Annotated in this window: 11 protein-coding genes; 8 read left to right on the forward strand and 3 right to left on the reverse strand. The window is 57.8% G+C overall.

Annotated features, from left to right (window positions below; translation table 11 throughout):
• Positions 1-85: 85 nt before the first annotated feature.
• From KUV22_RS06645 to trpC, 8 genes are all read left to right on the forward strand, one after another.
• Positions 86-1,195 carry an aminoglycoside phosphotransferase family protein gene (locus KUV22_RS06645; protein ID WP_222229555.1) on the forward strand — a complete coding sequence of 370 codons (1,110 nt, stop codon included), beginning with the start codon at positions 86-88 and terminating at the stop codon, positions 1,193-1,195.
• 78 nt (positions 1,196-1,273) lie between these two features.
• Positions 1,274-1,978: an N-acetylmuramate alpha-1-phosphate uridylyltransferase MurU gene (gene murU, locus KUV22_RS06650; protein WP_222229557.1), complete on the forward strand. Its 705-nt coding sequence runs from the start codon at positions 1,274-1,276 to the stop codon at positions 1,976-1,978.
• Positions 1,979-2,180: 202 nt separating this feature from the next.
• Positions 2,181-2,849 (forward strand): ribulose-phosphate 3-epimerase, encoded by a 669-nt coding sequence (gene rpe / locus KUV22_RS06655; RefSeq protein WP_222229559.1) that lies wholly within the window; start codon positions 2,181-2,183, stop codon positions 2,847-2,849.
• 330 nt (positions 2,850-3,179) lie between these two features.
• Positions 3,180-4,661, forward strand: a complete 1,482-nt coding sequence (trpE, locus tag KUV22_RS06660) for an anthranilate synthase component I (protein WP_222229561.1) — start codon at positions 3,180-3,182, stop codon at positions 4,659-4,661.
• Between the two features lie 48 nt (positions 4,662-4,709).
• Positions 4,710-5,564: an ion transporter gene (locus KUV22_RS06665; RefSeq protein WP_222229563.1), complete on the forward strand. Its 855-nt coding sequence runs from the start codon at positions 4,710-4,712 to the stop codon at positions 5,562-5,564.
• A complete protein-coding gene (locus KUV22_RS06670; protein WP_222229565.1) occupies positions 5,561-6,139 on the forward strand; it encodes an anthranilate synthase component II in 579 nt (192 codons plus the stop codon). Before KUV22_RS06665 ends, KUV22_RS06670 begins: the two co-directional genes overlap by 4 nt.
• 223 nt (positions 6,140-6,362) lie before the next feature.
• Positions 6,363-7,397 (forward strand): anthranilate phosphoribosyltransferase, encoded by a 1,035-nt coding sequence (gene trpD, locus KUV22_RS06675; RefSeq protein WP_222229567.1) that lies wholly within the window; start codon positions 6,363-6,365, stop codon positions 7,395-7,397.
• Positions 7,398-7,401: 4 nt separating this feature from the next.
• Positions 7,402-8,196 (forward strand): indole-3-glycerol phosphate synthase TrpC, encoded by a 795-nt coding sequence (gene trpC / locus KUV22_RS06680; RefSeq protein WP_222229569.1) that lies wholly within the window; start codon positions 7,402-7,404, stop codon positions 8,194-8,196.
• A gap of 24 nt (positions 8,197-8,220) precedes the next feature.
• Here the strand turns inward: trpC and KUV22_RS06685 are convergent, their stop codons facing one another.
• From KUV22_RS06685 to crp, 3 genes are all read right to left on the reverse strand, one after another.
• Positions 8,221-9,804 (reverse strand): tetratricopeptide repeat-containing sulfotransferase family protein, encoded by a 1,584-nt coding sequence (locus KUV22_RS06685; protein WP_222229571.1) that lies wholly within the window; start codon positions 9,802-9,804, stop codon positions 8,221-8,223.
• A gap of 80 nt (positions 9,805-9,884) precedes the next feature.
• Positions 9,885-12,362, reverse strand: a complete 2,478-nt coding sequence (locus tag KUV22_RS06690) for a TonB-dependent receptor (protein ID WP_222229573.1) — start codon at positions 12,360-12,362, stop codon at positions 9,885-9,887.
• Positions 12,363-12,618: 256 nt separating this feature from the next.
• Positions 12,619-13,254, reverse strand: a complete 636-nt coding sequence (gene crp, locus KUV22_RS06695; protein WP_010133420.1) for a cAMP-activated global transcriptional regulator CRP — start codon at positions 13,252-13,254, stop codon at positions 12,619-12,621.
• Positions 13,255-13,553 lie beyond the last annotated feature (299 nt).

Consider the following 13,553-nt stretch of genomic DNA (forward strand, 5'->3'; position numbering starts at 1 on the left):
GTTTTCGGGCGGCATCGGTACCATTCAGGGCCATTCGAGTGGCCAATCCCGTGGTGGCGTGTTGAAGTGAACAAGCAGGTAGTGGATGAACGAGTGTGTAACCCAGGCCCCAGATGAGCGCAAAGAACAGCTGCGCCAGTGGGCTGCCCGTGCCCTGCAGTCAGGCCATGAGTCCTTGCGGGTGCCGCCGCTGGAGGCGACCCTGCACCTGCAGGCGCTGTCCGGTGATGCCGGGTTCCGCCGCTACTTTCGCACCGATACCGCCCCCACCCTGATCGCGGTGGATTCTCCCCCGAGTAAGACCAACGTCAATCGATTTGTCGCGCTCGCAGACTACCTGCGCCGCAATGGCATCCATACCCCGCTCGTGATCGCCGCCGATGTCGAGCATGGCTATATGCTGCTCGAAGACCTCGGTGACACGCAGTTACTGCGGGACCTCAATCCGGACAGCGTCTCCGGCCTGTATGCCGAAGTGATGAACGAGCTACTGTGCCTGCAGCAAATCCCGCGTCAGGAAGGCCTGTTCCCGCCCTACAACCGCGAGCTGCTGCACATGGAAATGCGCCTGCTGCCCGAATGGTTAATCGGCAAGCTGCTGCAGCGGGAGCTGAGCGAAGAAGAAAACCAGCTGATAGAGCACACCTTTGCCCACCTGCTCGACAGCGCCAGTAGTCAGCCGCAGGTGCTGGTGCACCGGGACTACCATAGCCGCAACCTGATGATTCGCGATGGCGAGCGGCCGGGAGTGGTGGACTTCCAGGACGCGGTGTGGGGCCCTGTCACCTACGACCTCGCCTCATTGCTGCGTGACTGCTATATCCGCTGGCCGCAGGAACAGGTGGAAAACTGGGCCCTGGCTTACGCCACTACCGCGGTCGATGCGGGCGTAATTCCCGAAGTGGCGCCGGAAACTTTCTTGCGTTGGTTTGATTGGATCGGTCTGCAACGCCACTTCAAGGTGCTTGGGCTCTTCCCTCGGCTGTATTTGCGGGATGGCAAGCACGGTTACCTGCCTGATTTGCCGTTGGTCATTCGCTATACCCTTGAAGTGTGCGATAAATACGCAGAGCTTCAGCCCTTCGCCCGCTGGTTCCGGGCTGAAATAATGCCGTTGATTGAGCAGCAGGACTGGTATCGCGACTACCGCACTGCCGGCGAGCGGCAGCCGGCCGATACCACCGTTACTCCGTAACGCGAGCTCTTTCATAACGAACGTTGCCCGCTAGCTGCCCAATAACGCAGCCCAATAAAGCCCAATAAAAAGGACCGCATGACATCGCAACCGCCCAAGGCGTCTAAGTCGCCTACCGCCATGCTACTTGCCGCCGGGTTCGGCAAGCGTATGCGCCCGCTTACCGATTTCACGCCCAAGCCGTTGATCCCCGTGCTGGGCAAGCCGCTGATCGAATACGCCATCGAGCGCCTCGCGGCCGCAGGTGTTAAGAACCTTGTGATCAACCTCGCACACCTGGGCGGCCAGATCCGAGAGCATCTGGGTAGCGGCGAGCGTTTTGGTGTGCAGATTCAGTATTCGGAAGAGAGTGAGCCACTGGAAACCGCCGGAGGTATCTGCAAGGCATTACCGCTGCTGGGCGAAGAGCCCTTCTTTGTGGTGAATGGCGATGTCTGGTGTGACTTTGATTTTTCCACGTGGGTCGCCACCCCATTGCCGGAAAGCTGCCCCGGTCGCCTGCTGATGGTGCCCAACCCGCCGCACAACCCGGAGGGGGACTTCGGCATCGATGACGGCCTGCTCTCTGGCAGCACCAAGCCTCGCTTCACCTTCGCCGGCATTAGCTACCTGCGCCCGCAAATCCTCACCGAATACCCCAATGCCCGTGAATGCTATGGCCTTGGTGAAGTCTTCGCACATAACGAAGACAAGATGCAGGCGGAAGTCTACACGGGGGACTGGTGTGACGTGGGTACGCCTGAGCGTCTGAATAACCTTGAAGAAAGGTTACGAGCGGGATAACAAAAACGGTTACATAGTAGAAAGTTCAAATCGAAGGCTGGGTGCCGGGTGGAGCTTTTCAGGATCGTCGGCAACAGGGATGTTGCCGACGAAGTATACAGGGATGTATTCACAGCGGTCCTGAAAAGCTCCACCCGGTGCCCAGCCGCCACCGGGCCAAAACAGAGCGCCGGGGAGCAACTCCAAGCACCGAGACGAAAAAATGCCAGACTACAAAATTGCACCTTCCATCCTCTCCGCCAACTTCGCTCGCCTGGGTGAGGAAGTGGATAATGTCCTCGCCGCTGGCGCCGACTGGGTGCACTTCGACGTAATGGACAACCATTACGTCCCCAACCTCACCATTGGGCCCATGGTGTGCAAAGCCCTGCGCAACCATGGTGTGGAAGCACCGATCGACGTGCACCTGATGGTCGAGCCCGTCGACGACATGATCCGCATGTTCGCCGATGCCGGTGCCACCTACATCACCTTCCACCCGGAGGCGAGCAAGCACGTCGACCGCTCCCTGCAGCTGATCAGGTCTCTCGGCTGTAAGGCGGGCCTGGTATTCAACCCCGCCTCCAGCCTCGACGCCGCCAAATACGTCATGGACAAGCTCGACATGATCCTGCTGATGTCCGTAAACCCCGGCTTCGGCGGCCAGAAATTCATTCCTGCCACCCTCGATAAGCTCAAGGAAGCTCGCAAGCTGATCGACGACTGTGGCCTCGACATCCGCCTGGAGATTGATGGCGGCGTGACCCGCGACAACATCCGCGAAATCGCCCAAGCCGGTGCCGACAGCTTCGTGGCGGGCTCAGCGATCTTCAATCAGGATGACTACGCAGAGGTCATAAACGCCATGCGCGCCGAGCTGGCCCAGGTCTGAGAACTGACTTGGGACTGGCAGAGAGCTGCTGGTCACCAGGGCAGGCGCCCGCGAAGCGGCGCTTGCCCACCCCAAGAGACCTTTGTACACTTGCTCGCCGGAATACAGGGAAGCAACTCGACGCTGCGAGATTCTGACATTGAACTGCACTGCCCACCTCAACAACAGCTGGCGATGGCGCCGCTGATCCGCTGAAGCCTGAAGACCTAACTCGATGAAGAGTCACACAACTAGGTCCGACGGGCGCCTTCCCCGCGGGTTGGATTCCACAACGATGGGAAATCCAGGCCCCGATAGAACAAACAAAGCATTGCACAGACCGGAGTCGCCATGACCCCCAGCGAATATACCCAGCTTGCGTCTGCAGGATACAACCGCATACCGCTCGTACGTCGCGTGCTGGCCGATATCGAAACCCCGCTCACCACCTATATGAAACTCGCTGCCCGCGATGGCGGCCGCTACAGCTACCTGCTGGAGTCGGTACAGGGCGGGGAAAAGTGGGGCCGCTACTCCATTATCGGCCTGCCGGCGCGCACCGTACTGAAAGTGACCGGCCATGAGATAACGGTTGAACGCGACGGCAAAGTGATCGAGCAGAAGCAGGTTGATGACCCGCTGGCGTTCGTCGAAGAGTTCCGCGGCCGCTATAAAGTGCCAGAAATCGACGGGCTGCCGCGCTTCAATGGTGGCTTGGTCGGTTATTTCGGCTATGACGTGGTGCGCTATATCGAACCGAAACTGGCCGACAGCTGCCCGCCGGACACCCTGGGGAACCCGGATATCCTGCTGATGGTGAGCGACGAACTGGTAGTGTTCGACAACTTGGCCGGTGCCGTGCTGTTTATCGTGCACGCCGACCCGCAGCAGGAAAATGCCTTTGAATCGGCGCAGCGTCGCCTGGATGAGCTGGTCGGCCAGCTGTCCCAGCCCCTCGACAGCGTCGAGCCGCTCGGGATTGACGGGGAGCACACCGCCGAAGACACCTTTGTTTCCCATTTCGGCGAAGATGCCTTCAAGCAGGGCGTACACAAGGTGAAAGACTACATCCTCGCCGGTGATGTCATGCAGGTAGTGCCGTCCCAGCGCCTGTCCGCGCCGTTTACCGTGCCACCGCTGAATCTCTACCGCGCGTTGCGCAGCCTGAACCCCTCTCCCTATATGTATTTCCTCGACCTGGGTGATCACCAGGTGGTCGGCTCCAGCCCGGAAATCCTGGTGCATTTGGAAGATGGGGATATGACCGTGCGCCCGATTGCCGGCACCCGTCGCCGCGGTGTCACCGAAGAACAGGATCTGGCGCTGGAACAGGATTTGCTGGCGGACCCGAAAGAAATCGCCGAGCACCTGATGCTGATTGATCTCGGCCGCAATGATGTCGGGCGGGTTGCGCAGACCGGCACCGTGCAGGTAACGGAAAAGATGGTGGTAGAGCGTTACTCTCACGTGATGCACATTGTGTCGAATGTGACCGGCAAGATTAAACCGGGGCTCAATGCCATCGACGCCCTGCGTGCGGCGCATCCGGCGGGTACGCTTTCCGGTGCGCCCAAGATCCGCGCCATGGAAATTATTGATGAGCTGGAGCCAGAAAAACGCGGCGTTTACGGCGGTGCCGTGGGCTATCTGGCGTGGAACGGCAATATGGATACCGCCATCGCGATCCGCACCGCGGTGATCAAGGATGGAAAAGTATTTGTACAGGCCGGCGCCGGTCTGGTGGCGGACTCCGATCCGCAGTCCGAGTGGGATGAGACCATGAACAAGGCGCGGGCACTGTTCCGCGCCGTGGCCATCGCCACCGGTGAATAACTCAATCGTATTGAAACCCGTATTGAAACATTGGAAGACGTATTACCGATGAGTGAAATATCAGTACAACAGAGGCGCGGCTTTGCCGAGAGTTGCCGTCGCCTCGTAGAAGCGCCGATCTTCAACCAGGTAATTATTGGCCTGATTATGGTCAACGCGGTTGCTGTGGGCCTGGAAACCTCCACCTGGGTGGTTGAGCGTTTCAACGGCATGTTGCAGGGCGTGAACCAGTTGATCCTGCTGGCATTTATGGTGGAAGCGGCAATCAAGATTGCCGCCGAAGGTCGTCGCCCGTGGCGCTATTTTGCCAACGGTTGGAACTGCTTTGATTTCTCCATCATCGTGCTCAGCCTGATTCCGGCGGCGGGCCCAATGGCCACGCTGGCGCGCCTAGTGCGGGTGTTGCGGGTCTTACGTTTGGTATCCGCTTTCCCAGAGCTGCGCTTGCTGGTGGATACACTGTTACGCAGCCTGCCCAGCATGTTCCATATCAGTTTGTTGATGGGGATTATTTTTTACATTTACGGTGTGGCAGGTTATTTCCTGTTTCATGAAATCGACCCCACCCACTGGCGCACGCTGCCCATCGCACTGCTGAGCCTGTTCCGTATCGTCACCTTTGAGGACTGGACAGACATTATGTACACCGCGATGGATGCCATGCCCTACGCCTGGATCTATTTCATCAGCTTCGTGGTGATGGGCGCGTTTGTGATGATCAACCTGTTTATCGGCGTGGTGCTGAACAACTTGGAAGAGGCCAAGTTGCGCCGCCTGGACGAGCTTTCCATGCCGCCGAGCCAGACCGAAATTTTGCGCGAACTGCGTGCCACCCAGGAATCCCTTGCCCGCTTACAGAAGCGGCTGGGCGAGGCGGCACAGGATAAAGGAACCGAATCATGATCCTGATGATCGATAACTACGATTCATTCACGTTCAATATTGTGCAGTACCTGGCGGAGCTGGGTGCGGATGTGGTGGTGAAGCGCAATGACGAGATCAGCGTTGCCGATATTGAGCAGCTGAACCCGGAAAAGATTGTGATTTCCCCGGGGCCCTGTACGCCGAACGAAGCCGGTATCTCCATGGATACTATTCGCGCCTATGCGGGCAAGCTGCCGATTCTCGGCATCTGCCTCGGTCACCAGAGTATTGGTCAGGTGTTCGGTGGACGTGTGGTGCGTGCCGGTGAAGTGATGCACGGCAAGACGTCGCCTATTATCCACAACAACCTGGGCGTGTTTAACGGCCTGTCGAACCCGTTTGAGGCGACCCGTTATCACTCGTTGGTGGTGGAGAAGGGCAGTTTGCCGGACTGTCTTGAGGTCACTGCGTGGACCGAGACGGAAGATGGCGAGATGGATGAAATTATGGGGCTGCGCCATCGCGAGCTGTCGATCGAGGGGGTGCAGTTCCACCCGGAATCGATTTTGACTCAGCACGGGCACGATATGCTGAGGAATTTTTTGGAGTCTTGAGGTTTACTTGTGCGCTTCGAAGCGGATTTGGTGGCGGCACTGCTACCGGGATCCGTTTGCGAGACACGCCGTAAACCCATCCATGGGGGCTCTTCTAAAACATCCCTGTTTTAGAAGGTCTCACAAACGGATCCCGGCATCAGTACCTTCACGTAGAAGACCTGAGCTTTATCGGAGATCTGCTATCCAACCTGATTAGGGATTTGGGGGAGGAGTAAAAATAATGAATATCCAGCAGGCCATTGCCAAATTGGTGGAAGGCGAACATCTCACCCGCGAAGAGATGCGCGGGGCCATGGGGCAGATTATGCGCGGCGAAGCGGAAGACGCGCAGATCGGTGCGTTTCTGGTCGCCCTGCGTATGGCGGGAGAAACCGTTGACGAGATTACCGGCGCGGTGGAAGTGATGCGTGAGCTGGCCACTAAGGTTGAGCTCGACCCCACTTATGCAGTCGACATTGTGGGTACCGGTGGTGACGGGGCAAACTTGTTCAACGTCTCCAGTGCGTCCAGCTTTGTTGCAGCCGCTGCCGGCGCACGGGTGGCCAAGCACGGCAACCGCTCGGTTTCCTCTTCTTCCGGTTCTGCAGATCTGCTGGAAAAAGCGGGCATTTATTTGCCACTAACCCCGGAGCAGGTGGCGCGTTGCGTGGATGGTGTTGGTGTGGGCTTTATGTTCGCGCCGAGCTATCACAGTGCCATGCGTCACGCGATTGGACCGCGCAAGGCGCTGGGCCTGCGCACTATTTTCAACCTGCTAGGACCACTGACCAATCCGGCCGGCGTAAAGCGCCAGGTAATCGGCGTGTTTGACCCGCACTACTGCCGCATGCTGGCAGAAGTTTTACAGACGCTGGGTTCCGAGCACGTGCTGGTACTTCACAGCGACGATGGGCTGGATGAAGTGAGCCTCGCCGCCGAGACCCGCGGTTGGGAATTAAAAGATGGTGAGTTAACCGAAGTCGTCATCAAGCCCGCGGATTTCGATATCGAACCGAGAGCCATGGACGACCTATGTGTGGATGGCTCCGAGGCCTCCCTCGCACTGATTCACGATGCCTTGGGCAAGCGCGAAACACCTGCGGGCAACAAGGCTGCCGACATTATTGCCCTCAACGCCGGCATGGCTATTTATGTCAGTGGCGTAGCGGCGAGCCCCGCGGAAGGGGTGAGTATGGCGCAGGACGCGATTTATAGCGGACTGGCCGGGGAAAAAATCAACGAGCTGGCTGCCTTTACCAGCGCATTCAAAGAGTGAAGTCATGAGTACGCCAACAATTCTGAAGACCATTGTCGAGCGCAAGTGGGAAGAAGTCGCCGAGCGCAAGAAGCTGGTTAGCCAGGATGAAATGCAGCAGCGTGCGTTGCAGCAGCCGCCCTGTCGCGGTTTTGTGAAGGCGATTGAAGCCAAGCGCAATGCCGGTGAGGCAGCGGTGATTGCGGAGATTAAAAAGGCTTCGCCAAGCAAGGGTGTTATTCGTGAAGATTTTATTCCCGCGGAGATTGCCACCAGTTATGAAAAGGGCGGTGCGGCCTGCCTGTCGGTGCTGACCGATGTGGACTTCTTCCAAGGGGCGGATGAATACCTGCAGCAGGCGCGCAGTGCGGTGCGTCTGCCGGTTATTCGCAAGGATTTTATTGTCGACCCGTATCAGGTGTATGAGGCCCGCGCCATGGGTGCCGACTGCATCCTGCTGATTGCTGCCTGCCTGGATGATAAGCAGCTCACCAGTCTGAATGATCTTGCGCAGGAGTTGGGCCTGGATGTGCTGGTGGAAGTACATGATCGCGAGGAGCTGGAACGCGCGCTAAAACTGCCGAACCGACTAATCGGGATCAACAATCGCAACCTGCACACCTTTGATGTGCAATTGGAAACCACCTTCAGCCTGCTGGGCATGATTCCGGACGACCGTATCGTGGTTACCGAGAGTGGTATCCACACCACCGATGATGTGGCCGCCATGCGTGGCCACAATGTAGATACCTTCCTGGTGGGCGAAGCGTTTATGCGCGAGGAAGAGCCCGGCCGTCGCCTGATGGAGTTGTTTAACTAAGAGTTAGCCTGGCAATCTCCTTTCCTAAATCAGCCCGGCCTCGGCAAAGATTTCCGCGGCCGGTTGTAACTCCTTCTCATACTTGCGCCAGCGTTCCACTGCACTGCGGTAAATAGGCTGGCGTACCTGCACACTACTGGCCGTAGATACGGCGGCACCTGAACGATAAAATTCGAGACACTCTGCTTCCCATGGCAACGCTAAATATTGCATCAGCGCGCGCGCTTCCTGCTCCGGATTCTCGGTGAGCTTTTCGTAATTCAGCGTATAGATTCTGTCCCCGAACAGGCTGTTCCAGTGCGCCATTAAATCTTTGTAGGCGCAGATATAGCGTGCCGTATCGGCAAGGCTGTAGTGGTAGTGGTAGTAGCGGAAGTTGAAGGAAAACAGCTGGCGGTAATTGCTCAGACATACATCCAGTGGGTTTCGGTCGAGCACCACGATTTTGGCCTTGGGCAGGCTGCGCAGGATAAATCCCAGATAAAGGAAATTCATCGGTAGCTTGTCGATCAGACGTGTGGCGGTTTTGCCGCGCTCGCCGCAGCGTGCTACATAATCCCTGCCAATAGATTCCGCGTCCGCGGCGAGTGCCCCAGCGATTACTTCCAGATCCAGTGTTTGTGCTGAACGGCTTTGTGAGTGGTGCTTGATTGCCAGCGGAATCTCGTGCAGTTCACCGAGAGTCTCGATCTGCGAATGGCTCGCAAGAATACGCTCTACCAGTGTTGTGCCGGAGCGGGGCATGCCCAGGATAAACAGGCAATTTTCCCCAAGGCTTGCGCTCGCACTCTCTGATATGGGCGAGTCACCGGGAAACGCAGATTTAATTGCCTCAAACAGTTCCGCGTCCTGGGAAAAATCGTAGCCAATCTTCTCACGGTAGCGTGCTTTCGCCTGGGCCAGGTAGCGGAATGACTGGGTGTAATCGCCGGCGCGCTCCAGATCCCGTGCCAGTGCATGGCTCAGGTAGAGCTGGTCTTCGGCGGCAAGGCCGTGCTGCGCTAACAGCTTCTCAAGCTCGCCGCTCGTTGCGGTCTGCGTGTCATTTTTTTCCAGCTCAGAGAGTGCCCAGCGTGCGCGACTGAAGCCTGGCTGCAGTGAGATTGCTTTTTCGTAAGCAGCGCGGGCCGCTTCCTGGTTGCCAAGAAACTGCTCGGCAGACGCCAGGTTAAACTGGAACTGCGCATTGTCTGGTGCGAGTGCCACGGCACGTCGCAGTGGGATCACCGCTTTCGCGTGTTCATCAAACTTCGCATACACCACGCCGAGGGTGTCGAGAATCAGTGGGCGCTCGGGGCTTTCCGCCATGGCGGCGTCTGCCGCCTGTAGTGCTTTGGTATACAGGTTCAGCTGCGCACAGTAGCGGGCCTTCTGGCTCAAATATTCTGCGTTGCGCGGTGCCGTTGCCAGTGCGCGCTCGATCATTTCCAGCGCCTTGTTGACCTGCCCGGCCGCAGCGGCCGCGATACTGATCAGAAACCAGGCGTCACTGTGCGCGGGCTCCAGCTGCAAAATCTGTCGGCAGCACTGGTGCAGCGTGCGCATATCGCCCCGGTTAAGGGCCTGTTCGGCAGCAGCGTGGAGTTGTGGAATCGAGGGGTTTTGCATGAATAGCAACCAATAAAAAAGCCGGCCGGGATAGTGTATCCCAGGCCGGCTTCCAGTGAAGTTCTGAAGCTAAGTCAGCATCAGAATTCGTAGGTGAAGCGGGCACCGATGGTGCGCGGCGTACCTACGTACTGGCCGTAAGAGCGCTGGGTGAAGCCATTGCCCCACTCGATGCCCGGGCCATTGTTTTCGTCCTGCAGATTGCGACGGCTGGAGCGGGTGCCGGTGATGTAGTACTTGTCCCACAGGTTGTCGGCGAATGCCTGAACGGTCCACTTGTCCAAACGCAGAGTTGCGGACATATGGTGTACTGCGTAACCGGGGATCGCTTCACCACCGCGGTCGCCATCGATAATGGTGATGGTGCCGTCTTCTTCTGTTTCGAGCGTATAAAGCGGGTCTTCCGGCCCGCCGACCATGTTGTATACATCACTGGCGAACACCAGGCCGTAGTTCAGGTCCAGGTCGTAGCCGTTCAGTACCGTGGTGGTGTAGTTCAGGTTCAGAGAGCCCTGGTGTTCCGCATGTCCGGGCAGGCGCGCGCTGGAGTATACGTCGTATGGGCCAACCAGGCCGGGAGCGTCTTCGCTTAGCGCTGCATCGGTATAGGCATAGGTGAATGCAAGGTCCAGGTTGTCGCTGATTAACCAGCTACCCTGCAGCTCAAAGCCCTGGCTGATCGCGGCACTGCCGTTGCCGGTAATCGGCAGGGAGCCGTTGGTGGTGGTGGTGGCCACCTGCAGGTCGGTCCAGTCGATGTAATAGAGCGCGGTGCTCACAGACAGGCGGTCGCCAACCAGGCCCTTGTAGCCCACTTCGTAGTTGTCGATCTTGTCCGGGTCGATCAGTACTTCACCCGACAGTGCACACAGCTGCTGGTTGTCACTGGCGATCTGCTCGGCGGTACACTCCGGTACGGAGTTAACGCCACCGTTGCGGTAGCCCTGCGAGTAGGTGAAATACACCATGCCGTTGGCAGTGGCATCCCAGGCGACGTTGAACTTGAACAGGTCGCCCTCGTCTTCACCCTGGTTTCTGCCCAGGTCTACGTTGATCGCGTCCTGGGGCTCGCCCAGGAATACGGTTTCAAACAGCGGCAGGCCGAAACCGCCGGTAATGTCGGTTTCAAACTTGTAGCGACGGTAGCCACCGGTAACCGACAGGGTGTCGGTGATGTCGTAGGTCAGCTCGCCGTAGAAAGCGGATTCCTTTTCGTCGATGTCGGTCAGCTGGATGTATTCCAGGTTGTCCGGACGCAGCTGCACACCGCCCCAGTTGTCCACAACGAACTGGTCGAAGAAGGGGGTGAATTCTTCACTGATGGCATCGGATTGGTATTCGTTCTGGAAGTAGCCGGCTACCCACTTGAACGGGCCTTCGTGCTGGGAAGACATGCGCAGTTCGAAAGTGTCGGCCTTGTCCTTCACTTCCTCACGGGTATAGGCGGAGAAAGAGGGGAAGGAGTCATAGCCGTAGTCCAGGTCCAACAACAGGTCGGTCTGGTCACGTTGACCCAGCTCATCGTATTCGGACTGGCCGTAAACCATAGTGGCCTGGGCGAAGCCCAGATCGCCGATCAGCTCGATGCTGGTGAGTTTGTTGGTGTAGTGGTTAGGTTCTTCGTAGCGCATACCGGACTCGTAAGGGCCGGTATTGAAGGACAGCTGGTGAGCCAGCTGGCGACCTTCCGCCTTGGTGTCCTGGTAGTAGTGCCACAGGTTGGCTTCCAGCCAGTCGGTGGCCAGCCAGCGCACGTTGATACGGCCAGACTTGGTGTCTTCACCGTTGGCATCTTTTACCCGGCGCAGGTTCGCGGCAACGTCGTCGGGGTTGCTGAAATCCGGGTCGGGGTTAGATACACCGGATTCACGTACGACATAGTTGTAGTCGATAAAGCCGGGGTCCTGGATGCTGTCCGCGTTTACGCGCACGGCCAGGTTATCGGTGATCGCAAAGTTCAGGGTCGCACCGTATTCAGAGCCGAGGCCGGAGCTCTCCGCGTTGCTGCTGGCGCTACTGCGCACGGTTGCGGTGAACCCAGAAGGGTCCGCTTTAGCGGGGATATAGCGGATAGCACCACCCATAGTGCCCTGACCATACAGGGTGCCCTGAGGACCGATCAGTACTTCCACACGCTCCAGATCGATGGGCTTCAGGTCCACCTGCAGCGGGATGTCGCCCAGGTAAGTGGCAACGGTGCTGCTGCTGAAGCCCGGGCCGAGGCCGCCGGTGTTCAGGCCGCGCACCAGAATGTCCGGGTTCTCGTCACGCGGGCCGCGATCGACCACGGTCAGGCCGGGGGTGTAGTAGGCAATCTTGGCGATGCTGTCGAGGCGCAGGTCTTCGATCTTCTCGCCACCCACCGCAGAAATATTGATGGGGATATCCATCACGTTTTCTTCGCGGCGGGAGCCGGTTACCACCACTTCCTCAAATACAGGTTTGTTTTCGGTGTCCGCAGCCTGCGCGGTGGCTAGGTGCGGCATGGGCAGGGCGGCACAGGAAATCGCCAGTGCCAGATGGGACTTTTTCAGCCCAAGATAGTTGTTGTGTCTCACGTGGTTCCCCTAGAGCTTTTTGTTGTGTGTTATTTGTCTGCAACCAACGTACCAGTGCGGAAAAGAATATGTTGCTAAATTTCCCCGCAGTACGGTGAATTATTTTGCGAAAATGCAACAATTTGGTGCAAGCTTTGGCGGGGCTGAAAATACAGGCTCTCTATTGGTGCGGATGCTCAATCTTGGGGCGCTGCTCAAATTTTGCCCACAAAAAAGCCGGGCGATTGCCCGGCTTTTGATTGGTGATATCGGCAGCTTAGCGGGTGCCGTACACCACCATGGTTTTACCCTTCACCGATACCAGTCCCTGTTCTTCCAGGGTTTTCAGTACCCGGCCTACCATCTCGCGGGAGCAGCCAACGATTCGGCCGATTTCCTGACGGGTAATCTTGATCTGCATGCCTTCCGGGTGGGTCATGGCATCTGGCTCGTTACACAGATCCAGCAGGGTGCGGGCTACGCGGCCGGTGACGTCGAGGAACGCCAGGTCGCCCACCTTGCGGGTGGTGTTGCGCAGGCGCAGTGCCATCTGGGTAGCCAGATTGAACAGGAACTCCGGATGCTGACGGGTCAGCTCCTGGAATTTGGTGTAGGAGATTTCCGCTACTTCACACTCGGTCTTGGTGCGAACCCAGGCGCTGCGGGTATCCTGGTCGAACAGGCCCATTTCGCCGAAGAAATCGCCATCGTTCAGGTAGGCAACGATCATTTCGCGGCCTTCGTCGTCTTCGATCAGAACGGTGACGGAACCACGCATAATGAAGTACAGAGACTCACAGCGGTCGCCGGCGTAAATAATGGTGCTCTTGGCTGGGTAGCGGCGGCGGTGGCAGTGGGCGAGGAAGTCTTCGATGTTGCCACTAGTCAGAGTGTCTTCGGTAGAGACCGTCACGGATCTACTCCTTTTTTTGAAATATTTGTGCCTGATCCCGGTTAAGGGGACGATTATCCCGCTAAAACCCTAGTGCAAACAGGGCCTTTACGAGCCAATCTTTCGCAATGTGATCTGGGCCACTTTTTGTATGGGGCATAGGCAGCGTTTGTTTATAGCGGTTGAGCGCAGCGCTGACAACCACCGTAAGTTAAGGCTTACTCAGATGGTAGGGTGGGACTGCACGTCCGTACCAATTACCGGGTGTGCTGTTCTGCGGATTCGCGGGGTTGTTGTGATAAGCTCCCGGCCCCCATCCA

The organism is Microbulbifer agarilyticus, from assembly GCF_019800665.1.
Taxonomy (GTDB): Bacteria; Pseudomonadota; Gammaproteobacteria; order Pseudomonadales; family Cellvibrionaceae; genus Microbulbifer; species Microbulbifer agarilyticus_C.